Source organism: Streptomyces drozdowiczii (genome assembly GCF_026167665.1).
GTDB lineage: Bacteria > Actinomycetota > Actinomycetes > Streptomycetales > Streptomycetaceae > Streptomyces > Streptomyces drozdowiczii_A.
This window is the reverse complement of record NZ_CP098740.1, coordinates 728035-750837: the sequence shown is the minus strand read 5'-3', so window position 1 is coordinate 750837 and position 22803 is coordinate 728035. Positions and strand designations below refer to the sequence as shown.

The window sequence follows — 22803 nt, the reverse complement described above, 5'->3', positions numbered from 1 at the left end:
TGAACACCGTTGTCATTGCGTCTGACCTGCGGAAACGTGTGCAGGTCAGAGCCCTTGTGCGGTGCGGGGCGACCCGGCTTTGTCAGGCGGGGCGGCCATCGACAATGATGATCGCGGACGGAGCGCGTGGTCCGGCCCCGCCCGGAACGGGGCGCAAACGGGTGGTGAACTCGCGCTTCCGTTCATCCGATAGCCTCTGCCGACATGCCGCCGGCCGCTTCTGGCCGCACTGTCGCGTGCCGATCCGTGTCAGCACCCAAGGAGTGAGTTCGTCTGTCGACCGCCATTCTCACAGGTGCTCCGCTGCCCGGATCGTCACTGGAGGACGATCTGCGGTCGCTGGGCTTCGACGTCCGGGCAGCCGCCGACGTCACCGAAGCGGCCACCCTGCTGGCCGCCGTCCCGGCGGCCCACCGCGTCGCCCTGGTCGACCCCCGCTTCGTCGGCCACCGCCACGCCCTGCGGCTCGCCCTGACCGACCCCCGCTTCCCCGCGGCGGCCGTGCCCGGCGCCCTCACCGCCCAGGCCGAGGCCCGCCCCGCCCTGGTCGGCGCCCTGCGCGCCACCACCGACGCGGTCGGCGCCGGAGTGCCCGCGGGCGGCACCGCCACGGTCACCGACCGCACGGTGCCCGGCAGGCTCGCGGCGGCCATGGAGGCCGGGGGCACCGAGGTGCAGCGCCCCGAGCTGGGCTCGCTCGTCGCCACCGTGCCCACCGACGAGACCGCCCGCGCCGCCGCCCGCTCGGACGTGGAGGCCGTGGACGACGAGGCGGTCCGGCTGCGCAGCGCGGTGAAGGCCCGCGACGGCTTCTTCACCACCCACTTCATCAGCCCCTACTCGCGCTACATCGCCCGCTGGTGCGCGCGCCGGGGGCTCACCCCGAACCAGGTCACCACCGCGTCCCTGCTCACCGCGCTGATAGCGGCCGGCTGCGCGGCCACCGGCACCCGGGGCGGCTATGTCGCGGCGGGCATCCTGCTCCTGCTCTCCTTCGTCCTGGACTGCACCGACGGGCAGCTCGCCCGCTACTCGCTCCAGTACTCCACGATGGGCGCCTGGCTGGACGCCACCTTCGACCGCGCCAAGGAGTACGCCTATTACGCGGGCCTCGCCCTCGGCGCCGCCCGCAACGGCGACGACGTCTGGGCGCTCGCGCTCGGCGCGATGGTCCTCCAGTCCTGCCGCCACATCATCGACTTCTCGTTCAACGAGGCCAACCACGACGCGGTGGCGAACAGCAGCCCCACGGCCGCCCTCTCCGACAAGCTCGACAGCGTCGGCTGGACGGTCTGGCTGCGCCGCATGATCGTGCTCCCGATCGGCGAGCGCTGGGCGATGATCGCCGTCCTCACCGCGGTCACCACCCCGCGCATCGTCTTCTACGCCCTGCTCATCGGCTGCGCCTTCGCCGCCTGCTACACCACAGCCGGCCGCCTCCTGCGCTCCCTGACCCGCAAGGCGCGGCGCACCGACCGCGCCGCCCAGGCCCTGGCCGACCTCGCGGACTCCGGCCCGATCGCCCAGCTGATCGCCGCCCGGGGCCCGAAGATCGGCGGCGCCTGGACCGCCCCGGCGGTCGCCCTCGTCGGCACCGGCGCACTGATCGCAGCCGCGCTCCAGCAGCCCTTCGGCAGCCGCCAGACGATCATCGCGGCGGTCTTCTACGCGGTCTGCTCCGGCGTCGCCGTGGCCCGCCCGCTCAAGGGCGCACTCGACTGGCTCGTGCCCCCGGTCTTCCGGGCCGCCGAGTACTGCACGGTCCTGATCCTGGCCGCCCGCAGCGACATCGACGGGGCGCTCCCCGCGGCCTTCGGACTGGTCTCGGCCGTCGCCTACCATCACTACGACACGGTGTACCGCATCCGAGGCGGCACCGGCGCCCCGCCCCAGTGGCTGGTGCGCACGATCGGCGGACACGAGGGCCGGACCCTGGTCGTGGCCGTGCTCGCCGCCGCACTCGCCGGAGCCTCCGGTTTCGCCACGGCGCTCACCGTGCTCGCCGTGGCCGTGGCAGTGATCGTGCTGGTGGAGTCCATCCGCTTCTGGGTGTCCTCCGGGGCGCCCGCCGTTCACGACGAAGGAGAACCCGCATGATCGGCCTCGTACTGGCAGCCGGCGCAGGACGGCGCCTGCGCCCCTACACCGACACGCTGCCCAAGGCGCTCGTGCCGGTGGACGGCGACAAGACGATCCTCGACCTCACGCTGGCCAACTTCGCCGAGATCGGGCTCACCGAGGTCGCGATCGTCGTCGGCTACCGCAAGGAGGCCGTCTACGCCCGCAAGGAGGAGCTGGAGGCCACGTACGGTCTGAAGCTCACCCTCGTCGACAACGACAAGGCCGAGGAGTGGAACAACGCCTACTCCCTGTGGTGCGCCCGTGAGGAGCTGAAGCGCGGGGTGCTCCTCGCCAACGGCGACACCGTCCACCCGGTCTCCGTCGAGAAGACCCTGCTGGCCGCGCGCGGCCGGGGCCAGAAGATCATCCTCGCCCTCGACACCGTGAAGAACCTGGCCGACGAGGAGATGAAGGTCGTCGCCGAGGACGGCAAGGGCGTCCGCCGGATCACCAAGCTGATGGACCCGGCCGAGGCCACCGGCGAGTACATCGGCGTCACCCTCATCGAGGCCGAGGCCGCCGAGGAGCTGGCCGACGCCCTGAAGGCCACCTTCGAGCGCGACCCGGACCTCTACTACGAGGACGGCTACCAGGAGCTCGTCAACCGCGGCTTCACCGTGGACGTCGCCCCCATCGGTGACGTGAGCTGGGTCGAGATCGACAACCACGACGACCTCGCGAAGGGCCGGGAGATCGCGTGCCGGTACTGACCCGACTCATCCCGTCCCCGGTCTTCGTCGACATCAGCCGGGGTGCCATGCACGACCTGGCCGGCCTCCTCGCCGACCAGCGGATCTCCGCTTCCGGCAAGCTCGCCATCGCGATCAGCGGCGGCTCCGGGCTCGCCCTGCGCGAGAAGCTGGCCCCGGCCCTGCCGGGCGCCGACTGGTACTGCGTCGCCGGCGGCAACATCGACGCGGCGGTGCAGCTGGCCGACGACATCAAGGGCAAGCGCTACGACGCCGTGGTCGGCCTCGGCGGCGGCAAGATCATCGACGTGGCGAAGTACGCCGCGGCCCGGGTCGGCCTGCCGCTGGTCTCGGTCGCCACCAACCTCGCCCACGACGGCCTCTGCTCGCCCGTCGCCACCCTGGACAACGACAACGGCCGGGGCTCCTACGGCGTCCCCATGCCCATCGCCATGGTGATCGACCTGTCGGTGATCCGGGACGCCCCCGACCGCTTCGTACGGTCCGGCATCGGCGACGCGATCTCCAACATCTCCGCCATCGCCGACTGGGAGCTCTCGCACCAGGTCAACGGCGAACAGATCGACGGACTCGCCGCCGCCATGGCCCGTACCGCCGGCGAAGCCGTCCTGCGCCACCCCGGCACCGTCGCCGACGACGAGTTCCTCACCGTCCTCGCCGAGTCGCTGGTGCTCTCCGGCATCGCCATCTCGATCAGCGGCGACACCCGGCCCTCGTCCGGCGCCTGCCACGAGATCAGCCACGCGTTCGACCTGCTCTTCCCGAAGCGGGCCGCCAGCCACGGCGAGCAGGTCGGCCTCGGCGCCGCCTTCGCCATGCACCTGCGCGGGGCCGTGGACGAGTCCGGCCTCTTCGCCGACGTACTCCGCAGGCACGGCCTGCCGGTCACGCCCGAGGAGATCGGCTTCACCGCCGACGAATTCGTCCAGGCCGTCGAGTACGCGCCCCAGACCCGCCCGGGACGCTTCACGGTCCTGGAACACCTCAGCCTCTCCACCGACCAGATCAGGGACGCGTACGCCGACTATGCCAAGACCATCAGTAGCTGAACTCCGCCCGGTCGTTCACCCGCCGGGCGTCAAGGACCGGCGCAGCGGGGAACACTGGGCGGGCCGGATATACATGCGCGAGGTCTCCCTGCGCATCGACCGGTACCTGGTGAACACCAAGGTCACGCCCAACCAGCTGACCTACCTGATGACGCTGGCCGGTGTGCTCGCCGCCCCCGCGCTGCTCGTCCCGGGCATCTGGGGCGCGGTGCTCGGCGTCGTCATGGTCCAGCTGTACCTGCTGCTCGACTGCGTGGACGGCGAGATAGCGCGCTGGAAGAAGCAGTTCTCGCTCGGCGGCGTCTACCTCGACCGGGTCGGCGCCTACCTCTGCGACGCGGCCGTGCTCGTCGGCTTCGGGCTGCGCGCCGCCGACCTGTGGGGCACCGGCCGCATCGACTGGCTGTGGGCCTTCCTCGGCACCCTCGCCGCGCTCGGCGCGATCCTGATCAAGGCCGAGACGGACCTGGTCGGCGTCGCCCGCCACCAGGGCGGACTGCCGCCCGTGAAGGAGTCCGCGTCCGAGCCGCGCTCCTCCGGCATGGCGTTCGCCCGCCGGGCCGCCGGCGCGCTCAAGTTCCACCGGCTCATCCTGTGCGTCGAGGCGTCCCTGGTCATCCTGGTCGCGGCCGTCCTGGACGAGGTGCGGGACGACTTCTTCTTCAGCCGTCTCGCGGTCGCGGTCCTGGCGGGCATCGCCCTGCTCCAGACCCTGCTGCATCTCGTGTCGGTCCTGGCATCGAGCAGGCTGAAGTGAGCACACCCATGAAACTCGGCGCGGTCATCATCACCATGGGCAACCGCCCGGCCGAGCTGCGCGCCCTGCTCGATTCGGTCGCCGCCCAGGAGGGCGACCGGATCGAGGTGGTCGTCGTCGGCAACGGCTCGCCCGTCCCCGACGTCCCCGCGGGCGTCCGCACCGTCGAGCTGCCCGAGAACCTCGGCATCCCCGGCGGCCGGAACGTCGGCATCGAGGCATTCGGTCCCTCCGGCGCCGACGTGGACGCCCTGCTCTTCCTCGACGACGACGGGCTGCTGCCCCTCACCGACACCGCGGAGCTGTGCCGGAAGGCGTTCGCCGAGGACCCCCGGCTCGGCATCATCAGCTTCCGGATCGCGGACCCCGAGACCGGGGTCACCCAGCGCCGGCACGTTCCCCGGCTGCGCGCCGCCGACCCGATGCGCTCGTCCCGCGTGACGACCTTCCTGGGCGGCGCCAACGCGGTGCGCACCCGGGTGCTGGCCGAGGTCGGCCCGCTGCCGGGCGACTTCTTCTACGCGCACGAGGAGACGGACCTCGCCTGGCGGGCGCTGGACGCCGGCTGGCTGATCGACTACCGCGCGGACATGGTGCTGCACCACCCCGCCACGGCCCCGTCCCGCCACGCGGTCTACCACCGCATGGTGGCCCGCAACCGGGTCTGGCTGGCCCGGCGCAACCTCCCCGCGCCCCTCGTCCCCGTGTACCTGGGCGTGTGGATGCTGCTGACCCTGCTGCGCAGGCCGTCCGGCGAGGCGCTGAAGGCGTGGTTCGGCGGATTCCGGGAGGGCTGGCGGACGCCCTGCGGACCGCGCCGCCCGATGAAGTGGCGTACGGTGTGGCGACTGACCAGGCTGGGCCGCCCTCCGGTCATCTGAGATGCTCCCCTCTGGGAGCATGAGGCGTATTTTTCTTGACGGGACCTGTCCGCCCTGAGCCGCGCCCGCGACTGGCTGCGCATTTCGAATACGAGAGTTTCTTCTGGTGAGTGACACAACCCATGGCGGCGCGGTTGCGGTGAGCAGCCGGCCATCAGCCGACGACGGCCTGAGTGCGGCCGAGCTGGCCGCGAAGTACGGCCTCGCGGTCAGCGGTGCCCGGCCCGGACTCCTCGAGTACGTGCGCCAGCTCCAGGGGCGGCGCCATTTCATCCTGGCGTTCTCCCGGGCCAAGCTGACCGCCCAGTACAGCCAGGCGAAGCTGGGCCAGCTGTGGCAGGTGGCGACCCCGCTCCTGAACGCGGCGGTCTACTTCCTCATCTTCGGGCTGATCCTCGGCACGAAGAAGGGGATACCGCAGGAGGTCTTCATCCCGTTCCTGGTGACCGGGGTGTTCGTCTTCACCTTCACGCAGAGTTCCGTGATGGCCGGCGTGCGCGCGATCTCCGGGAACCTCGGCCTGGTCAGGGCCCTGCACTTCCCGCGCGCCTCGCTGCCCATCTCCTTCTCGCTCCAGCAGCTCCAGCAGCTGCTGTACTCCATGATCGTGCTGATCGCGGTCACGGTCGGATTCGGCAGCTACCCCCGGCTCTCCTGGCTGCTGGTGATCCCCGCCCTGGTGATGCAGTTCTTCTTCAACACCGGACTGGCGCTCGCCATGGCCAGGATGGGCGCCAAGACCCCCGACCTGGCGCAGCTGATGCCGTTCGTCATGCGCACCTGGATGTACGCCTCCGGGGTCATGTTCTCCATCCCGGTGATGCTCGCGGACAAGCCGGCCTGGATCACCGACGTGCTCCAGTACAACCCGGCGGCCATCTACATGGACCTGGTCAGGTTCGCCCTGATCGACGGATACGGCTCCGAGAACCTGCCGGACCACGTCTGGGCGGTCGCCCTCGCCTGGTCGATCGTGGTGGGCATCGTGGGCTTCGTGTACTTCTGGAAGGCAGAGGAACGGTACGGCCGTGGCTGACGACAACACCGCGGGGCGCGTCCCCACCGTGATCGCCGACGACGTGCACATCGTGTACCGGGTCAACGGCGGCGGCGGTGGCAAGGGCAGCGCCACCGCGGCACTGAGCCGGATCCTGCGCCGCGAGAAGGGCCAGGAGCGCGGGGTGCGCAAGGTGCACGCCGTGCGCGGGGTCACCTTCACCGCCTACCGGGGCGAGGCGATCGGCCTCATCGGGACCAACGGTTCCGGCAAGTCGACGCTGCTCCGCGCGATCGCCGGCCTCCTGCCGACCGAGAGCGGCAGCGTCTACACGGACGGCCAGCCCTCGCTGCTCGGCGTCAACGCCGCGCTGATGAGCGATCTGACCGGCGAGCGCAACGTGGTGCTCGGCGGCCTCGCGATGGGCATGAGCCGCGAGGAGATCCGCGAGCGCTACGAGGACATCGTGGAGTTCTCCGGCATCAACGACAAGGGCGACTTCATCACCCTGCCGATGCGCACCTACTCCTCCGGCATGGCCGCCCGCCTCCGCTTCTCCATCGCGGCCGCCAAGAACCACGACGTCCTCATGATCGACGAGGCGCTGGCCACCGGTGACCGCAAGTTCCAGATCCGCTCCGAGGCGCGGATCAGGGAGCTGCGCAAGGAGGCCGGGACGGTCTTCCTGGTCAGCCACAGCAACAAGTCGATCCGGGACACCTGCAACCGGGTGCTGTGGCTGGAGAAGGGCGAGCTCCTGATGGACGGACCGACCGAGGAGGTCCTGCGGGCCTACGAACGGGAGACCGGCAAGTAGGACGCCCCGCGTCGCACGGCAGACGGCCCCCGCCGGACCCTTCCGGCGGGGGCCGCGCCATGTCCGGAGCGTGGACCGGAGTCCGGACATCCGCGCCTCGTCGTACGGCGGCCTTCGCGATCTCCTCCCGCCGGATGACGTGAACGCGCTCCGGCGGGTGGAAAGTTGACGCGGGCCCCGGGGCCGGCGCCGTACGGCCCGTACCCCGGCGTTTGGATGAGCGTTGTACAACGTAAGCTGTACCGGTGCTGATTCGCCGCAAGTGGTGCGATACCGCCTGAGGGGACGGCCGGGAGTCGTCCTCGGCACTCGGAAGGGCGGGCGGCGTGTCCGGAATGGGGTATTTTGGGTCAGCAGTGTAGAACGGGAGTTGTGACGGCTATGACGGAAGATCTCCCGCTCCGAGGTGCTCACGCCGTCCCCGCGCAGGGCGGTCCGCAGTGACCCGTACCCGGCAGGCGCGGCTCGATACCGCCGCATCCGGAACCCTCGGCAAGGCAGCCCACGAGAACTTTCCGGTCGCCCCCTTCTTCCTGCCGCGCGCCTGGCGCGACGACCTGATGGCCGTCTACGGCTTCGCCCGCCTGGTGGACGACATCGGCGACGGCGACCTCGCCCCCGGCGGCGCGGACGCCGTGCACCTCGGACTCGACCCGGCCCAGAGCGACGACCGGCTCGCGATGCTCGACGCGCTCGAGAGCGACCTGCACCGCGTCTTCGCGACCACCGGCGAGACCCCGCACCACCCGTTGATGCAGGCGCTCCGCCCGACCGCCCGGCGCCGCGCGCTCACCCCCGAGCCGTTCATCGGCCTCATCGAGGCCAACCGGCAGGACCAGAAGGTCCGCCGCTACGGCACGTACGGGGAACTGCTCGCGTACTGCGAGCTGTCCGCCAACCCCGTCGGCCGCCTCGTCCTCCAGCTCACCGGCACCGCGAGCCCCGAACGGCTGCGCCGCTCCGACGCCGTGTGCACCGCGCTGCAGATCGTGGAGCACCTCCAGGACGTCGCCGAGGACCTCGGCCGCGACCGCATCTATCTTCCGGCCGAGGACATGGCCCGGTTCCACGTCGGCGAGACCGACCTCGCGGCCCCACCGCGAACGCCTCGGTCCGCTCCCTCGTCGCGTACGAAGCGGAACGCGCCCGGGATCTGCTGAATGAAGGCACCCCCCTGGTGGGTAGCGTCCACGGCAGGCTCAGGCTGCTTCTCGCCGGATTCGTCGGAGGAGGACGCGCCGCCCTCACCGCGATCGCGGCCGCCGGTTTCGACGTACTGCCCGGACCGCCCGGACCCACCAAGCCCAGCCTGCTGCGCGAAGTGGGAGTTGTCTTGCGAAAAGCGCGGAGAGAGGGGTGAGCCGGACCGTGGAGGGACAGACGACGTACATGTCGGCGCCGGTACAGGCCGCTTACAGTTACTGCGAGGCCGTCACCGGACAGCAGGCGCGTAACTTCGCGTACGGCATCAGGCTGCTGCCGGCCGAGAAGCGGCAGGCCATGTCGGCGCTGTACGCCTTCTCCCGTCGCGTGGACGACATCGGCGACGGCGAACTCGAGCCGGAGACCAAGCGCGTCCGCCTGGAGAGCACCCGCACCCTGCTCGACCGCGTCCGCGCCGGCAAGGTCGAGGAGGACGACACCGACCCGGTCGCCGTCGCGCTCGCCGACGCCGCCCGCAGGTTCCCGCTGCCGCTCGAAGGGCTCGACGAGCTGATCGACGGCGTGCTGATGGACGTCGACGGCACCGTCTACGAGACCTGGGACGACCTCAAGGTCTACTGCCGGTGCGTCGCCGGCGCCATCGGGCGCCTGAGCCTCGGCATCTTCGGTACGGAACCGGGCGCCCCCGGCGCCGAGCGCGCCCCCGAGTACGCCGACACGCTCGGCCTCGCCCTCCAGCTGACGAACATCCTGCGCGACGTCCGCGAGGACGCGGGCAACGGCCGCACCTACCTGCCCGCCGACGACCTCGCCAAGTTCGGCTGCTCCGCGGGCTTCCAGCGGGCCACCCCGCCGCCCGGCTCCGACTTCGCGGGCCTCGTCCACTTCGAGGTCCGGCGCGCCCGCGCGCTGTTCGCGGAGGGCTACCGCCTCCTCCCGATGCTCGACCGGCGCAGCGGCGCCTGCGTGGCGGCCATGGCCGGCATCTACCGCAGGCTCCTCGACCGCATCGAGCGCGACCCCGAGGCGGTGCTGCGCGGCCGGGTCTCGCTCCCGGGCCACGAGAAGGCGTACGTCGCGGTGCGCGGCCTGTCCGGTCTCGACGCCCGGCACATCTCACGGCGCACGGCGAGAGGGCGTGTCTGAATGCGCCTCAGGTACATCTCGCGCACCATGTGCATCAAGGACGAACGCGGCGGACGGCGGGCAACCCCCGGCCCGGCGGCCGCGTCCCTGTCTGGGCAGGACCGATCCGAGCAGGCCCGATGGGCGGGCAGCCGGCGAGAGGGGGACGCATGAACGACGACGCGACGCGTTCCCGCGCGGTCGTGGTCGGCGGCGGGCTCGCCGGTGTCACGGCGGCGCTCCGCCTGGCCGATGCCGGGCTTGACGTGACCCTGCTCGAAGGGCGGCCCCGGCTCGGCGGCCTCGCCTTCTCCTTCCGCCGGGGCGAGCTGACGGTCGACAACGGCCAGCACGTCTACCTGCGCTGCTGCACCGCCTACCGCTGGTTCCTCGACCGCGTCGACGGCACCCGCCTCGCCCCGCTGCAAAACCGTTTGGACGTGCCCGTTCTGGACGTCGGCCGGCCCGCGGGCCCCCGGCTCGGACGGCTGCGCCGCAACGCGCTCCCGGTCCCGCTGCACCTCGCGGCCGGCCTCGCCGGATACCCCCACCTCTCCCTCGCCGAACGCGCCGGAGTCGCCCGCGCCGCGCTCGCCCTCGGCCGGCTGGACCCGGACGACCCCGCGCTCGACGCCGAGGACTTCGGCAGCTGGCTCGCCCGGCACGGCCAGTCGCCGCGCACCATCGAGGCGCTGTGGGACCTCGTCGGCGTCGCCACCCTCAACGCCACCGCGCCCCACGCCTCGCTCGGGCTCGCCGCGAAGGTCTTCAAGACCGGGCTGCTCTCCGACCCGGGCGCCGCCGACATCGGCTGGGCCGCCGTACCGCTCGGCGACATCCACGACACGATGAGCCGCAAGGCCCTCGACTCCGCAGGCGTCCGCACCGAACTGCGTACCAAGGCCCACGGCCTCGCCCGCACCGAGGACGGGCACTGGCTGGTGGACACCGGCGCCGAACGGATCGAGGCGGACACCGTCGTGCTGGCCGTGCCGCAGCGCGAGACCCACGAACTGCTGCCCGAGGGCGCGCTCGACGCACCGGACAAGCTCCTGGAGATCGGTACGTCCCCGATCCTCAACGTGCACGTCGTCTACGACCGCAAGGTGCTCAAGCGGCCCTTCTTCGCCGCGCTCGGCTCCCCGGTCCAGTGGGTCTTCGACCGCACCGAGGCGTCCGGGCTCACCGGGCCCGGGCAGTACCTCGCGGTCTCCCAGTCCGCGGCCGGCGAGGAGATCGACCTCCCCGTCGCCGAGCTGCGCGCCCGCTACCTGCCCGAGCTGGAACGGCTGCTGCCCGCCGCCCGAGGCGCCGGCATCCGGGACTTCTTCGTCACCCGCGAGCGCACCGCGACCTTCGCGCCCGCGCCCGGCGTCGGCCGGCTGCGCCCCGGGACGCTCACCCGCGCCCCCGGACTCTTCCTGGCAGGTGCCTGGACCGCCACCGGCTGGCCCGCCACGATGGAGGGCGCGGTCCGCAGTGGCGCGGGTGCCGCGGACGCCGCGCTCCTGGCGCTCGGCCGCCCCCAAGAACATCCGCTGCAGGAGGCGGCATGAGCAGTACCACCGGAACAAGAGGAGAGTCAGTGACCCCGGCGAATCCGGCTTCCGACACCGTGGCGGACACCACGGACGTCACCGCGCTTCTGGAGCGCGGACGGGCCCTTTCCACGCCGGTGCTCCGGGCCGCCGTCGACCGGCTCGCACCGCCCATGGACACCGTGGCCGCCTACCACTTCGGCTGGATCGACGCCCAGGGCAGGCCCGCCGACGGCGACGGCGGCAAGGCCGTCCGCCCGGCGCTGGCCCTGCTGTCCGCCGAGGCGGCCGGCGCCGCGGCGGAGGCCGGTATCCCCGGCGCCGTCGCCGTCGAACTCGTGCACAACTTCTCGCTGCTGCACGACGACCTGATGGACGGCGACGAGCAGCGGCGCCACCGCGACACCGTATGGAAGGTGCACGGCCCCGCCCAGGCCATCCTGGTCGGCGACGGCCTGTTCGCCCTGGCCTACGACATACTGCTGGAGCTCGGCACGGCCGAGGCCGGCCGGGCGGCCCAGCGGCTGACCACGGCGACCCGCAAGCTCATCGACGGGCAGGCCCAGGACATCTCCTACGAGCACCGCGAGCGGGTCACCGTCGAGGAGTGCCTGGAGATGGAGGGCAACAAGACCGGCGCCCTCCTCGCCTGCGCCTGCTCCATCGGCGCGGTGCTCGGCGGCGCCGACGACCGCACCGCCGACGTCCTTGAGGCGTACGGCCACCACCTCGGGCTCGCCTTCCAGGCGGTCGACGACCTGCTCGGCATCTGGGGCGACCCCGAGTCCACCGGCAAGCAGACCTGGAGCGATCTGCGCCAGCGCAAGAAGTCCCTGCCGGTCGTCGCCGCGCTCGCCGCGGGCGGACCGGCCTCCGAGCGCCTGGGCGAGCTGCTCGCCGCCGACGCCAAGAGCAGCGACTTCGACAGCTTCTCCGAGGAGGAGTTCGCCGCCCGTGCGGCGCTCATCGAGGAGGCGGGCGGTCGCGAGTGGACCGCCCAGGAGGCGCGTCGTCAGCATGCGGTCGCCATAGAGGCGCTGCACGGTGTCGACATGCCGGAACCCGTGCGGGCGCAGCTCACCGCGCTCGCGGACTTCGTCGTCGTACGAAAGAGATGATCACCATCTGGTCCATATGACTCGCAGTCGCCGGCCGGCGCCCCCACGGGCGCCGGCCGACGGAGACCCCAGCACAGCAGAGGACCACCTGCACGAAGGGGAAGCCATGACAGCGACGACCGACGGAAGCACCGGGGCCGTTGACCCCCGCGCAGCCTCGGCCAGTAGGAAGACAACCGAATCAACCATCGCCGCGGACGCAGTACTTGCCGCCGCGCGGCGGGCCGCAGAGCGCTCGGTGGAGCACCTCCTCGGCAGGCAGGACGAGCAGGGCTGGTGGAAGGGAGACCTCGCCACCAACGTCACCATGGACGCCGAGGACCTTCTGCTCCGTCAGTTCCTCGGCATCCAGGACCCCGCGACGGTCCGGGCGGCCGCGGGATTCATCCGCGGCGAACAGCTCGGCGACGGGACGTGGGCGACCTTCCACGGCGGCCCCGCGGACCTCTCCACCACGATCGAGGCGTACGTCGCGCTGAGGCTGGCGGGCGACCGGCCGGAGGACCCGCACATGGCCCGGGCCGCGGGCTGGGTCCGGGAACAGGGCGGCATCGCCGCGAGCCGGGTCTTCACCCGGATCTGGCTGGCCCTCTTCGGCTGGTGGAAGTGGGACGACCTGCCGGAGCTCCCCCCGGAGCTGATGTTCTTCCCGAAGTGGGTCCCGCTCAACATCTACGACTTCGGCTGCTGGGCCCGCCAGACCATCGTCCCGCTCACCATCGTGTCGGCGAAGCGGCCGGTGCGGCCCGCCCCCTTCGCCCTGGACGAGCTGCACACCGACCCCGCGAACCCGAACCCGCCCAAGCGCCCGGCACCCGCGCGGAGTTGGGACGGGTTGTTCCAGCGGCTCGACAAGGCGCTGCACGTCTACCACCGGTTCGCGCCGCGCGGACTGCGCCGGGTCGCGATGAACGCCGCCGCCCGCTGGATCATCGAACGCCAGGAGAACGACGGCTGCTGGGGCGGCATCCAGCCGCCCGCCGTCTACTCGGTCATCGCCCTGCACCTCCTCGGCTACGACCTCGAACACCCGGTGATGCGGGCGGGCCTCGAATCGCTCGACCGCTTCGCCGTGTGGCGCGAGGACGGCACCCGCATGATCGAGGCGTGCCAGTCCCCGGTCTGGGACACCTGCCTGGCCACCATCGCGCTCGCCGACGCCGGGGTCGCCCCCGACCACCCGGCGCTCGTGAGGGCGGCGGACTGGATGCTCGCCGAGGAGATCGTCCGGCCGGGCGACTGGGCGGTGCGCAGACCCCGACTGGAGCCCGGAGGCTGGGCGTTCGAGTTCCACAACGACAACTACCCGGACATCGACGACACCGCGGAGGTGGTCCTCGCCCTGCGCCGGGTCCGCCACCCCGACCAGGCCCGGGTGGACGCCGCGATCGAGCGCGGGGTGCGCTGGAACGTCGGCATGCAGTCCCGCAACGGGGCCTGGGGCGCGTTCGACGCCGACAACACCAGCCCGTTCCCCAACCGGCTGCCGTTCTGCGACTTCGGCGAGGTCATCGACCCGCCGTCCGCCGACGTCACCGGGCATGTGGTGGAGATGCTGGCCATCGAGGGCCGCGCCGAACACCCGGTCACCCGGCGCGGCATCGAGTGGCTGCTCTCCGAACAGGACGCGGGCGGCGGCTGGTTCGGGCGCTGGGGCGTCAACTACGTCTACGGCACGGGGTCGGTGGTCCCCGCGCTGACCGCGGCCGGGCTGCCCCCGTCGCACCCGGCGATCCGGCGCGCCGTCGAATGGCTGGAGTCCGTCCAGAACGACGACGGCGGCTGGGGCGAGGACCTGCGCTCCTACACCGAGGAGAAGTGGATCGGCCAGGGCGCCTCCACCGCGTCCCAGACCGCTTGGGCCCTCCTCGCGCTGCTCGCCGCGGGGCGCCGGGACACCGTCGCCGTGACCCGGGGCATCGCCTGGCTGACCGAGACCCAGCAGGCCGACGGCTCCTGGGACGAGCCCTACTTCACCGGCACCGGATTCCCCTGGGACTTCTCCATCAACTACCACCTGTACCGCCAGGTCTTCCCGCTCACCGCACTCGGGCGGTACGTGCACGGCGACCCGTTCGCGGGCCGCACGCCGACGCGTGAGGGGGCCTGATGGCAGAGGCCGGGCCGGCCGCCCCGCTGCTGATCGCCTGCGCGCTCGGCATCGAACAGTTCGCCCTGCGCACCGGCAGGGGGAGGGCGGTGGACGCCCCGGAGCGGGTCACCGTGCTCCGTACCGGCATGGGCCCCAGGGCGGCCGAGACCGCCGTGGCGCGCGCGCTCGGGCGGGAGGGCGGGGCCGCGGCGGACACCGCGGTCATCGCCTCGGGGTTCTGCGCCGGCCTCGCGCCCGGGATGCACCCGGGCGACCTGGTGGTGGCCGAGGAGACCCGGGCCGCCGGGGACCCGGTCCCGTGCACCGGTGCGGAGCTGCTGGCCGAGGCGCTGGCCAGAGCCGTACCGGGGCGCACCGTACACACCGGCCCGCTCACCGGGTCCGACCATGTCGTCCGGGGACATGAGCGGGCCGAGCTGCGGGCCACCGGGGCGATCGCGGTGGACATGGAGTCCGCCGCCACCCTGCGCACCGCCCTGCGGTCCGGGCCGCGCCCGGTTGCCGCCGTACGGGTGGTCGTGGACGCTCCGGAGCATGAGCTCGTCCGCATCGGCACGTTCCGCGGTGGAATATCGGCTTTCCGTGTTCTCCGTGCCGTCCTGCCGGCTTTCTATGAATGGCACCGATCTTTGCTGCTCCCCAGGAGGTGAGCTAGATGGCCATGCCGCTTCGTCAGTCCATCAAGGTTGCGACGTACCTCATTGAACAGAAGCTCCGCAAGCGGGAGAAGTTCCCGCTGATCGTCGAGCTGGAGCCGTTGTACGCCTGCAACCTCGCCTGCGAGGGCTGCGGGAAGATCCAGCACCCGGCCGGAGTCCTCAAGCAGCGCATGCCGGTGGCCCAGGCCGTCGGTGCCGTGCTCGAATCGGGCGCCCCGATGGTCTCCATCGCCGGCGGCGAACCGCTGATGCACCCTCAGATCGATGAGATCGTGCGCCAGCTGGTGGCGAAGAGGAAGTACGTCTTCCTCTGCACCAACGCGATGCTGCTGCGCAAGAAGATCGAGAAGTTCACGCCCTCGCCCTACTTCGCGTTCGCCGTGCACATCGACGGGCTGCGGGAGCGGCACGACGAATCGGTCGCCAAGGAAGGGGTGTTCGACGAGGCGGTGGCGGCGATCAAGGAGGCCAAGCGGCGCGGCTTCCGGGTCACCACCAACTCCACCTTCTTCAACACCGACACCCCGCAGACCATCATCGAGGTGCTCAACTACCTCAACGACGACCTCAAGGTGGACGAGATGATGATCTCGCCCGCCTACGCGTACGAGAAGGCACCCGACCAGGAGCACTTCCTGGGCGTGGAGCAGACCCGCGAGCTGTTCAAGAAGTCCTTCGCCGGCGGCAACCGGAGCCGGTGGCGGCTGAACCACTCGCCGCTCTTCCTGGACTTCCTGGAGGGCAAGGCCGACTTCCCGTGCACGGCCTGGGCCATCCCCAACTACTCCCTGTTCGGCTGGCAGCGGCCCTGCTACTTGATGAGCGACGGCTATGTGCCGACGTACCGGCAGCTCATCGAGGAGACCGACTGGGACAAGTACGGCCGGGGCAAGGACCCGCGCTGCGCCAACTGCATGGCGCACTGCGGCTACGAACCCACCGCCGTCCTCGCCACCATGGGCTCCCTGAAGGAGTCCCTGCGCGCGATGCGCGAGACCGTCAGCGGCAACTGAGCCGCGACACCCGGCCGGGCTCCCGCGCGGAGCCCGGCCGTCACCTTTCGCAGGAACAGGACCACAGAGAGGGGGCCCGGGCATGACGCTGCTGCAGAGCATCCGGGGGCCGCACGATCTGAAGGCACTGAACGCGTCACAACTCGGCGAACTCGCCGACGACATCCGCGCCTTCCTGGTGCAGGCCGTGGCCAGGACCGGGGGCCATCTGGGCCCCAACCTCGGGGTGGTGGAGCTGACCATCGCCCTGCACCGGGTCTTCGACTCGCCCGTCGACCGCATCCTCTGGGACACCGGCCACCAGAGCTACGTACACAAACTGCTCACCGGGCGCCAGGACTTCTCCAAGCTGCGCGGCAAGGGCGGGCTCTCCGGCTACCCGTCCCGCGAGGAGTCCGAGCACGACGTCATCGAGAACTCGCACGCGTCGACCGTCCTCGGCTGGGCCGACGGCCTCGCCAAGGCCAACGAGGTACGGGGGAGCGGCAGCCATGTGGTCGCCGTCATCGGGGACGGGGCCCTCACCGGCGGCATGGCCTGGGAGGCGCTGAACAACATCGCCGCCGCCAAGGACCGCCCGCTGATCGTCGTCGTCAACGACAACGAGCGCTCGTACGCCCCCACGATCGGCGGCCTCGCCCGCCACCTCGCCACCCTGCGCACCACCGACGGCTACGAACGCTTCCTGTCCTGGGGCAAGGGCCTCCTGGAACGCACCCCCGTCATCGGGCAGCCGCTGCACGGGGCGCTGCACGGCGCCAAGAAGGGCTTCAAGGACTTCGTCGCTCCGCAGGGCATGTTCGAGGACCTGGGGCTGAAGTACGTCGGCCCGGTCGACGGGCACGACACCGCCGCCGTCGAGGCCGCCCTGCACCGCGCCAAGGGCTTCCGGGGGCCGGTCCTCGTCCACTGCATCACCGAGAAGGGACGCGGTTACGCCCCCGCCCTGCGCGACGAGGCCGACCGCTTCCACACCGTCGGCGCGATGGACCCCCTGACCTGCGCCCCGCTCGCGCCCGCCGTCGGCCCGTCCTGGACCTCCGTCTTCGCGGACGAGATCGCGGTGATCGGGGCGGAGCGCCCGGACGTCGTCGCGCTCACCGCCGCGATGCTGGACCCGGTCGGGCTGACGAAGTTCGCCGAGGCGTTCCCGGACCGCGTCTGGGACGTGGGCATCGCGGAGCAGCACGCGGCGGTCAGTGCGGCGGGGCTCGCCACGGGCGGGCTGCACCCGGTCGTCGCCGTCTACGCCACCTTCCTCAACCGGGCGTTCGACCAGCTCCTGATGGACGTCGCCCTGCACCGGTGCGGGGTCACCTTCGTCCTGGACCGGGCCGGAGTCACCGGGCCCGACGGCGCCTCGCACAACGGCATGTGGGACATGTCCGTGCTCCAGGTCGTGCCCGGGCTGCGGATCGCGGCCCCGCGCGACGCGGAACGGCTGCGCGAGGAGCTGCGCGAGGCGGTCGCCGTGGACGACGCGCCGACCCTGGTGCGCTTCCCGAAGGAGTCGGTGGGGGAGGCGATCGGGGCGGTCGGCCGGATCGGCGGCATGGACGTGCTGCGGCGCGACGAGGACGCCGATGTGCTCCTGGTCGCCGTCGGCGTGATGGCGCCCGTCTGCCTGCGGACCGCGGAACTGCTGGAAGGCGCCGGCATCCGCTGCACCGTGGTGGACCCGCGCTGGGTCAAGCCCGTCGACGCGCAGCTTCCGGCGCTCGCCGCCGCGCACGGGCTCGTCGCGGTGGTGGAGGACAACAGCCGGGCCGGAGGCGTCGGTTCGGCGGTCGGGCAGGCGCTCCGGGACGCGGGTGTCGACGTACCGCTGCGCACCTTCGGCATCCCCGAACAGTTCCTCCCGCACGGCAAGCGGTCCGAGGTGCTGGCCGACATCGGACTCACACCGGTCGAGATCGCCGGCCGGATCAGCGCCGTCACGGCCGCCCGGAAGGCGGCCGGCGGCAACGGGCACAAGGAGAGCGGGGCATGAAGGACGACGAGCCCAAGGGCTTCGATCTGGCGCGGCTCCTCGCCGAGCGCGGCGCCGAACGCTACGAGCTGCACTCCAGGCACCTCAACCACCAGCTCCCGCGCATGCTGCACACCATCGGCTTCGACAAGGTCTACGAACGGGCCGAGGGCGCGCACTTCTGGGACGCGGACGGCAACGACTACCTCGACATGCTCGCCGGATTCGGCGTCATGGGGCTCGGCCGGCACCACCCCGTCGTACGCAAGGCGCTGCACGACGTCCTCGACGCCTCGCTCGCCGACCTGACCCGGTTCGACTGCCAGCCGCTGCCCGGACTGCTCGCCGAGAAGCTGCTGAGCCACAGCCCGCACCTGGACCGGGTGTTCTTCGGCAACAGCGGCACCGAGGCCGTCGAGACGGCCCTCAAGTTCGCCCGGTACGCCACCGGCCGGCCGCGCGTCCTGTACTGCGACCACGCCTTCCACGGGCTCACCACCGGCTCGCTCTCGGTGAACGGCGAGGGCGGCTTCCGGGACGGCTTCGCCCCGCTGCTGCCCGACACCGCGATCCCGCTCGGCGACCTCGCCGCGCTGAGCAGGGAGCTGAAGCGGGGCGATGTCGCCGCCCTGGTGGTCGAGCCGATCCAGGGCAAGGGGGTGCTCGCCGCTCCGCCCGGCTATCTGCGCGAGGCCCAGGAGCTGCTGCGCAAGCACAAGGCCCTCCTCATCGCCGACGAGGTGCAGACCGGCCTCGGCAGGACCGGCGACTTCTACGCGTACCAGCACGAGGCAGGGGTGGAACCGGACCTCGTCTGCGTCGCCAAGGCGCTCTCCGGCGGCTATGTCCCGGTCGGGGCGACGCTCGGCAAGGACTGGATCTTCAAGCGGGTCTACTCCTCGATGGACCGGGTCCTCGTCCACTCCGCGAGCTTCGGCTCCAACGCCCAGGCCATGGCGGCGGGGCTGGCGGTGCTCTCGGTGATGGAGGACGAGGAGACCGTCGCGCACGCGCGGCGCACCGGCGACCTGCTCCGCGAGCGGCTGTCCGCGCTCGTCGGGCGCTACGAGCTGCTGCACGAGGTACGGGGGCGCGGGCTGATGATCGGCATCGAGTTCGGCCGCCCCACCTCGCTGAAGCTGCGCAGCCGCTGGACCATGCTCCAGGCGGCCCGCAAGGGGCTCTTCGCGCAGATGGTCGTCGTGCCGCTGCTCCAGAAGCACCGCATCCTCACGCAGGTCTCCGGCGACCACCTCGAAGTGATCAAGCTGATCCCGCCGCTGGTCATCGACGACGCGGACGTCGACCGCTTCGTGGAGGCGTTCACCGCCGTCATGGACGACGCGCACAGCGGCGGGGGACTGATGTGGGACTTCGGACGGACCCTGGTGAAGCAGGCCGTCGCCAACCGCTGAGACGCTGTTGCCCGACGCTTTTGGCCCACGCTTTTGCCCCTGAGGCAAGAAATTTGCCTCAGGGGAAATTCTTGGGCCCAATGGAGGCATGAACCCTCCGGACGACCTGGCGGCCGGTGAGCTGCCCGGTGTCGCGCCACGCCTGCGCGATCTGCGCCGCGGCCGTGGTCTCACCCTGGAGACCGCGGCCCAGCGGGCCGGGCTCTCGCCCGCCCACCTCTCCCGGCTCGAAACGGGCCGACGCCAGCCCTCGCTGCCGATGCTGCTCCAGCTGGCCAGGATCTACGGTACGACGGTCTCCGAACTCCTCGGTGAGATCCCCCCGGAACGTGACGCGATCGTCCGCGGCCGCCCGTTCGAGGGCCCGGCCGCCGACGGCTGGCTGTACCAGCAGGCCGGCGGCTCCGGCCGGGCGATGCAGGCGCTGCGCGTCCGCGTCCCGTACGGCGCCCAGGGCGACCTGGTCCGCGTCCACCCCGGCGAGGAGTGGCTGTACGTCCTGACCGGCCGCCTCCGGGTGACGCTCGGCGAGACGGTCCACGACCTCGCGCCCGGGGACGGCGCGCACTTCGACTCGCTCACCCCGCACCGGATCGCCGCCCCCGAACCCGAGGGCGCCGAGCTGCTCTTCGTCCACACCCTGCTGCAGAGCCCCGCCGCCGACCTGTGCCTCGGTGGCCAGGTCCACCGTCGCTGAGAGGCCCGTCATGTCCGATTCAGAGCACTACGACCCGCTCACCCCGGCTCCGCGTCCCGGTGCCGACACCCAGGAGAGGAAGATGCCGCGCGGACTCGTCATCCGGCTCTTCGCCTATCTCGTGGCCGGGCACGTCATCGCGGCGTTCCTCTACCTGCTCTTCGCGGTCGGCATGCACAACCAGTAGGGGAGGCCGGCTCAGCTCTCGTCGAGGAGCCTTTCGCGCAGCTCCTCACGGGTGGCGGGCGTGAGCTTCAGCCCGTCGGTGAGGTAGCGGTCGGTGCCGCCCCAGGTCTCGTCGATGGCGGCGAAGGCCGCGGCGAGGTAGTCGGGCTGGGCGCCGAAGAGCGGGTTGAGCAGCTCCAGCACCTCCGGCGACATCCCGGCGGCCGAGGTGTCGCTGCGCCGGATGCGGTAGCGGCGGTGCGCGTCGTTCGACTTGAGGTAGTCGGCCTCGATGGTCTCCCGCCCGACGCCCACCGCCAGCAGCGTCACCGCGATGGAGAGCCCGGCCCGGTCCTTGCCGGCCGCGCAGTGCATCAGGGCGGGGACGCTGTCCTCGGCCAGGGCGTGCAGCACCCGGCTGTGCTCGGCGGTGCGCTCCAGGATGATCGAGCGGTACGAGGCGACCATGCGGCTGGTGCCCTTGCCGTCGGCCAGGATCGAGCGCAGCTCCGCCAGATTGCCGTCGCGCACCATCCGCCAGAACTCCGCGCCGTCCGCCGGGTCGCTGAGCGGGATGCTCACGTTCCGTACGCCGGGCAGCTCGATGTCCAGGCCGTCCAGCTTGTGGTCCGCCGCATTGCGGAAGTCGAAGACCGTGTGCAGGCCGAGCCCGCCGAGGAAGGCCGCGTCCTCCGCCGTGGCGTGCGCCAGGTGACCGCTGCGGTAGAGCCGGCCGTGCCGGACCCGACGGCCGTCGGTGGTGGGCAGGCCGCCCACGTCGCGGAAGTTGCGGACGCCGGTGAGGACGGGCTCCGTCGGCGGGGTCTGCGGCAGCTGCTGCGTCACGGTCACTCCTGGAGGCTCTGCCCCGGCGCGTATCGCCGACGGGCCCACGACCGCGACGATACGACATCGGTTCCTGGGGCAATCATCTCGGCCGCCCGCTCGGTGCCGACCCGGGCGAGGGATATGGCATGTCCGTATTGATGGGATATTGCCAACTTGCCCCGATTGTGCGGGAGATGATCACCCGCTCGTGAGCGGGATCATATCCGTGACGGTGTGTGCTGACGGCCCGGCTGGGTAGTCCCCGCGCCGCGCGGAAAGCCAAGATCCGTAATCCACGGAGTGTGACCGGAATTCCGCACCGCAATTCCGGTGCGGAATGCGGTGCCGAACGTGTGGCTTGTTTCCGTCGCCCCGGCTCGCTTACGTTCCATGTCCATCCGGATGGAACGCCCAATCCTGCCGCCGTCCGGAATTCGCACCCACTCACCGTGTGGCAGGAGCGGGGGAACCAGGTAAGCCGCCGACCGGGACGACCGGACGGCTAGGGGTGAAGTCGCGCCAGGCGCGGCCGGGCATCTCCAGCCCGAACCCGACAGCTCACCTCGCAGGCGCCGGAGAGGAAATTCTTCATGCCCATTTCGGGTAAGCACCGCCGTCCCAAGTCCAGCACCATCGCCCGCGGCGTCGTCGCCGCGAGCGCCGGCGGAGCCGTCATCGCGCTTCCGCTGCTCGGCGCCACCGGTGCCCACGCCGCGGAGCAGTCCGCCCCGGCCACGTCGCAGTCGGCCGCCGCGCACACCGCCCCGGCCAAGCCCGCGAAGAGCACCGGCACCACCACATACTCCGTCGTCTCCGGCGACTACCTGTCGAAGATCGCGGCCCAGCACCACCTCAAGGGCGGCTGGCACAAGCTGTACCAGGACAACCGCGAGGTCGTCGGCGAGAACCCGAGCCTGATCTTCCCGGGCATGAAGCTGACCCTCGGCGCCAAGGCGGCCCCCGCCGCCACCACCCCGTCCAAGGCCCCCGCCAAGACGGCCGAGAAGACCGAGGCGAAGGCCGCGCCCAAGGCCGAGACGAAGGTCGAGACCAAGACCGAGGCGCAGACCGAGGCGAAGACCGAGGCCCCGGCCTCCCAGGACAACGCCTCCGGCTACGTCCACCCGGTCCCCGGCAACCACACCACCGCCTACCGCGCCTCCGGCGCCAGCTGGTCCAGCGGCAGCCACACCGGCATCGACTTCCCCGTCTCCACCGGCACCAGCGTGAAGGCCATCACCTCCGGCACCGTCGTCACCGCCGGCTGGGGCGGCGCCTACGGCAACCAGGTCGTCATCAAGCACGCCGACGGCCACTACTCCCAGTACGGCCACATGTCCTCGCTCTCCGTCTCGGCGGGCCAGACCGTGACCGCGGGCCAGCAGGTCGGCCTCTCCGGCTCCACCGGCAACGCCACCGGCCCGCACCTCCACTTCGAGGTCCGCACCGGCCCGGAGTACGGCTCGGACATCGACCCGATCGCCTACCTGGCGTCGCACGGGATCTACGTCTGATCCGAGCGGTACCGGCCCGGTGATCCGGGTCACCGAACGACACAGAGGGACGGCGCACGGCGGTGCGTCGTCCCTCTGCTTATTCCCCCTTTACCGAAAACTGACCGGGTGGTTTATCTCACCACCCGTCAACCCCTTATTACGGTCGCGTAG

At 71.6% G+C, this 22803-nt stretch carries 20 protein-coding genes, 1 pseudogene and 1 riboswitch; of the genes and pseudogenes, 19 read left to right on the top strand and 2 right to left on the bottom strand.

Features of this window, described 5'->3' with window-relative positions; all coding sequences use genetic code 11:
* Positions 1-315 precede the first annotated feature (315 nt).
* Positions 316-450 (bottom strand): hypothetical protein, encoded by a 135-nt coding sequence (locus NEH16_RS03405; protein ID WP_265539059.1) that lies wholly within the window; start codon positions 448-450, stop codon positions 316-318.
* Between NEH16_RS03405 and NEH16_RS03400 the strand changes: the two genes are divergently transcribed.
* From NEH16_RS03400 to NEH16_RS03315, 18 genes and pseudogenes are all read left to right on the top strand, one after another.
* Complete coding sequence (locus NEH16_RS03400) at positions 388-2097, top strand: DUF5941 domain-containing protein (protein ID WP_265547049.1); 1710 nt, start codon at positions 388-390, stop codon at positions 2095-2097. The two genes, NEH16_RS03405 and NEH16_RS03400, sit on opposite strands and share 63 nt — an antisense overlap.
* Entirely contained in the window at positions 2094-2831 is a 738-nt protein-coding gene (locus NEH16_RS03395) for a sugar phosphate nucleotidyltransferase (protein WP_073965690.1), read from the top strand. The genes NEH16_RS03400 and NEH16_RS03395 overlap by 4 nt, the downstream gene beginning before the upstream one ends.
* Entirely contained in the window at positions 2819-3880 is a 1062-nt protein-coding gene (locus tag NEH16_RS03390) for an iron-containing alcohol dehydrogenase family protein (RefSeq protein WP_265539057.1), read from the top strand. The genes NEH16_RS03395 and NEH16_RS03390 overlap by 13 nt, the downstream gene beginning before the upstream one ends.
* A complete protein-coding gene (locus tag NEH16_RS03385; protein ID WP_073965688.1) occupies positions 3858-4637 on the top strand; it encodes a CDP-alcohol phosphatidyltransferase family protein in 780 nt (259 codons plus the stop codon). Before NEH16_RS03390 ends, NEH16_RS03385 begins: the two co-directional genes overlap by 23 nt.
* An 8-nt stretch (positions 4638-4645) precedes the next feature.
* Positions 4646-5518 carry a glycosyltransferase family 2 protein gene (locus NEH16_RS03380; RefSeq protein WP_265547047.1) on the top strand — a complete coding sequence of 291 codons (873 nt, stop codon included), beginning with the start codon at positions 4646-4648 and terminating at the stop codon, positions 5516-5518.
* Positions 5519-5624: 106 nt separating this feature from the next.
* Entirely contained in the window at positions 5625-6554 is a 930-nt protein-coding gene (locus NEH16_RS03375) for an ABC transporter permease (RefSeq protein ID WP_073965686.1), read from the top strand.
* Positions 6547-7332 (top strand): ABC transporter ATP-binding protein, encoded by a 786-nt coding sequence (locus NEH16_RS03370; RefSeq protein WP_073965685.1) that lies wholly within the window; start codon positions 6547-6549, stop codon positions 7330-7332. Before NEH16_RS03375 ends, NEH16_RS03370 begins: the two co-directional genes overlap by 8 nt.
* A gap of 440 nt (positions 7333-7772) precedes the next feature.
* Positions 7773-8692: pseudogene (gene hpnC / locus NEH16_RS03365) on the top strand (squalene synthase HpnC).
* 29 nt (positions 8693-8721) lie between these two features.
* Positions 8722-9642 carry a presqualene diphosphate synthase HpnD gene (gene hpnD / locus NEH16_RS03360; RefSeq protein WP_199879090.1) on the top strand — a complete coding sequence of 307 codons (921 nt, stop codon included), beginning with the start codon at positions 8722-8724 and terminating at the stop codon, positions 9640-9642.
* A gap of 149 nt (positions 9643-9791) precedes the next feature.
* Complete coding sequence (hpnE, locus tag NEH16_RS03355) at positions 9792-11177, top strand: hydroxysqualene dehydroxylase HpnE (RefSeq protein ID WP_265539055.1); 1386 nt, start codon at positions 9792-9794, stop codon at positions 11175-11177.
* The gene (locus NEH16_RS03350) at positions 11174-12277 is read left to right on the top strand and encodes a polyprenyl synthetase family protein (RefSeq protein WP_265539053.1); all 1104 of its coding nucleotides are present in this window, start codon (positions 11174-11176) and stop codon (positions 12275-12277) included. Before hpnE ends, NEH16_RS03350 begins: the two co-directional genes overlap by 4 nt.
* 106 nt (positions 12278-12383) lie before the next feature.
* The gene (gene shc / locus NEH16_RS03345; RefSeq protein ID WP_265539051.1) at positions 12384-14387 is read left to right on the top strand and encodes a squalene--hopene cyclase; all 2004 of its coding nucleotides are present in this window, start codon (positions 12384-12386) and stop codon (positions 14385-14387) included.
* Positions 14387-15040, top strand: a complete 654-nt coding sequence (locus NEH16_RS03340; protein WP_073965680.1) for a 1-hydroxy-2-methyl-2-butenyl 4-diphosphate reductase — start codon at positions 14387-14389, stop codon at positions 15038-15040. Before shc ends, NEH16_RS03340 begins: the two co-directional genes overlap by 1 nt.
* Positions 15041-15045: 5 nt before the next feature.
* Complete coding sequence (gene hpnH, locus NEH16_RS03335) at positions 15046-16062, top strand: adenosyl-hopene transferase HpnH (RefSeq protein ID WP_073965679.1); 1017 nt, start codon at positions 15046-15048, stop codon at positions 16060-16062.
* 82 nt (positions 16063-16144) lie between these two features.
* Positions 16145-18052 carry a 1-deoxy-D-xylulose-5-phosphate synthase gene (gene dxs, locus NEH16_RS03330; RefSeq protein WP_265539047.1) on the top strand — a complete coding sequence of 636 codons (1908 nt, stop codon included), beginning with the start codon at positions 16145-16147 and terminating at the stop codon, positions 18050-18052.
* Positions 18049-19446 carry an aspartate aminotransferase family protein gene (locus NEH16_RS03325; RefSeq protein ID WP_265539045.1) on the top strand — a complete coding sequence of 466 codons (1398 nt, stop codon included), beginning with the start codon at positions 18049-18051 and terminating at the stop codon, positions 19444-19446. The genes dxs and NEH16_RS03325 overlap by 4 nt, the downstream gene beginning before the upstream one ends.
* Positions 19447-19534: 88 nt before the next feature.
* On the top strand, positions 19535-20143 hold the full coding sequence (locus NEH16_RS03320; protein ID WP_265539043.1) for a helix-turn-helix domain-containing protein: 609 nt from the start codon (positions 19535-19537) through the stop codon (positions 20141-20143).
* 10 nt (positions 20144-20153) lie between these two features.
* Complete coding sequence (locus NEH16_RS03315) at positions 20154-20330, top strand: DUF6126 family protein (RefSeq protein ID WP_199879078.1); 177 nt, start codon at positions 20154-20156, stop codon at positions 20328-20330.
* A gap of 11 nt (positions 20331-20341) precedes the next feature.
* Here NEH16_RS03315 and NEH16_RS03310 read toward each other — a convergent pair whose 3' ends face one another.
* Positions 20342-21154 carry a tyrosine-protein phosphatase gene (locus NEH16_RS03310; protein ID WP_265539041.1) on the bottom strand — a complete coding sequence of 271 codons (813 nt, stop codon included), beginning with the start codon at positions 21152-21154 and terminating at the stop codon, positions 20342-20344.
* 409 nt (positions 21155-21563) lie between these two features.
* A riboswitch (cyclic di-AMP (ydaO/yuaA leader) is annotated at positions 21564-21723 on the top strand.
* A 3-nt stretch (positions 21724-21726) separates the two neighbouring features.
* Here NEH16_RS03310 and NEH16_RS03305 point away from each other — a divergent pair.
* Positions 21727-22650, top strand: coding sequence for a M23 family metallopeptidase (locus NEH16_RS03305; protein WP_265539039.1), 924 nt, complete (start codon positions 21727-21729; stop codon positions 22648-22650).
* Positions 22651-22803 lie beyond the last annotated feature (153 nt).

Bases quoted from the DNA above. Each gene is read 5' to 3' on its own strand.
- NEH16_RS03395 (WP_073965690.1), top strand. From the start codon at position 2,094: ATGATCGGCCTCGTACTGGCAGCCGGCGCAGGACGGCGCCTGCGCCCC.
- NEH16_RS03385 (WP_073965688.1), top strand. From the start codon at position 3,858: ATGCCAAGACCATCAGTAGCTGAACTCCGCCCGGTCGTTCACCCGCCG.
- NEH16_RS03380 (WP_265547047.1), top strand. From the start codon at position 4,646: ATGAAACTCGGCGCGGTCATCATCACCATGGGCAACCGCCCGGCCGAG.
- hpnD (WP_199879090.1), top strand. From the start codon at position 8,722: ATGTCGGCGCCGGTACAGGCCGCTTACAGTTACTGCGAGGCCGTCACC.
- hpnE (WP_265539055.1), top strand. From the start codon at position 9,792: ATGAACGACGACGCGACGCGTTCCCGCGCGGTCGTGGTCGGCGGCGGG.
- NEH16_RS03350 (WP_265539053.1), top strand. From the start codon at position 11,174: ATGAGCAGTACCACCGGAACAAGAGGAGAGTCAGTGACCCCGGCGAAT.
- shc (WP_265539051.1), top strand. From the start codon at position 12,384: ATGACAGCGACGACCGACGGAAGCACCGGGGCCGTTGACCCCCGCGCA.
- NEH16_RS03340 (WP_073965680.1), top strand. From the start codon at position 14,387: ATGGCAGAGGCCGGGCCGGCCGCCCCGCTGCTGATCGCCTGCGCGCTC.
- hpnH (WP_073965679.1), top strand. From the start codon at position 15,046: ATGGCCATGCCGCTTCGTCAGTCCATCAAGGTTGCGACGTACCTCATT.
- dxs (WP_265539047.1), top strand. From the start codon at position 16,145: ATGACGCTGCTGCAGAGCATCCGGGGGCCGCACGATCTGAAGGCACTG.
- NEH16_RS03325 (WP_265539045.1), top strand. From the start codon at position 18,049: ATGAAGGACGACGAGCCCAAGGGCTTCGATCTGGCGCGGCTCCTCGCC.
- NEH16_RS03320 (WP_265539043.1), top strand. From the start codon at position 19,535: ATGAACCCTCCGGACGACCTGGCGGCCGGTGAGCTGCCCGGTGTCGCG.
- NEH16_RS03315 (WP_199879078.1), top strand. From the start codon at position 20,154: ATGTCCGATTCAGAGCACTACGACCCGCTCACCCCGGCTCCGCGTCCC.
- NEH16_RS03305 (WP_265539039.1), top strand. From the start codon at position 21,727: ATGCCCATTTCGGGTAAGCACCGCCGTCCCAAGTCCAGCACCATCGCC.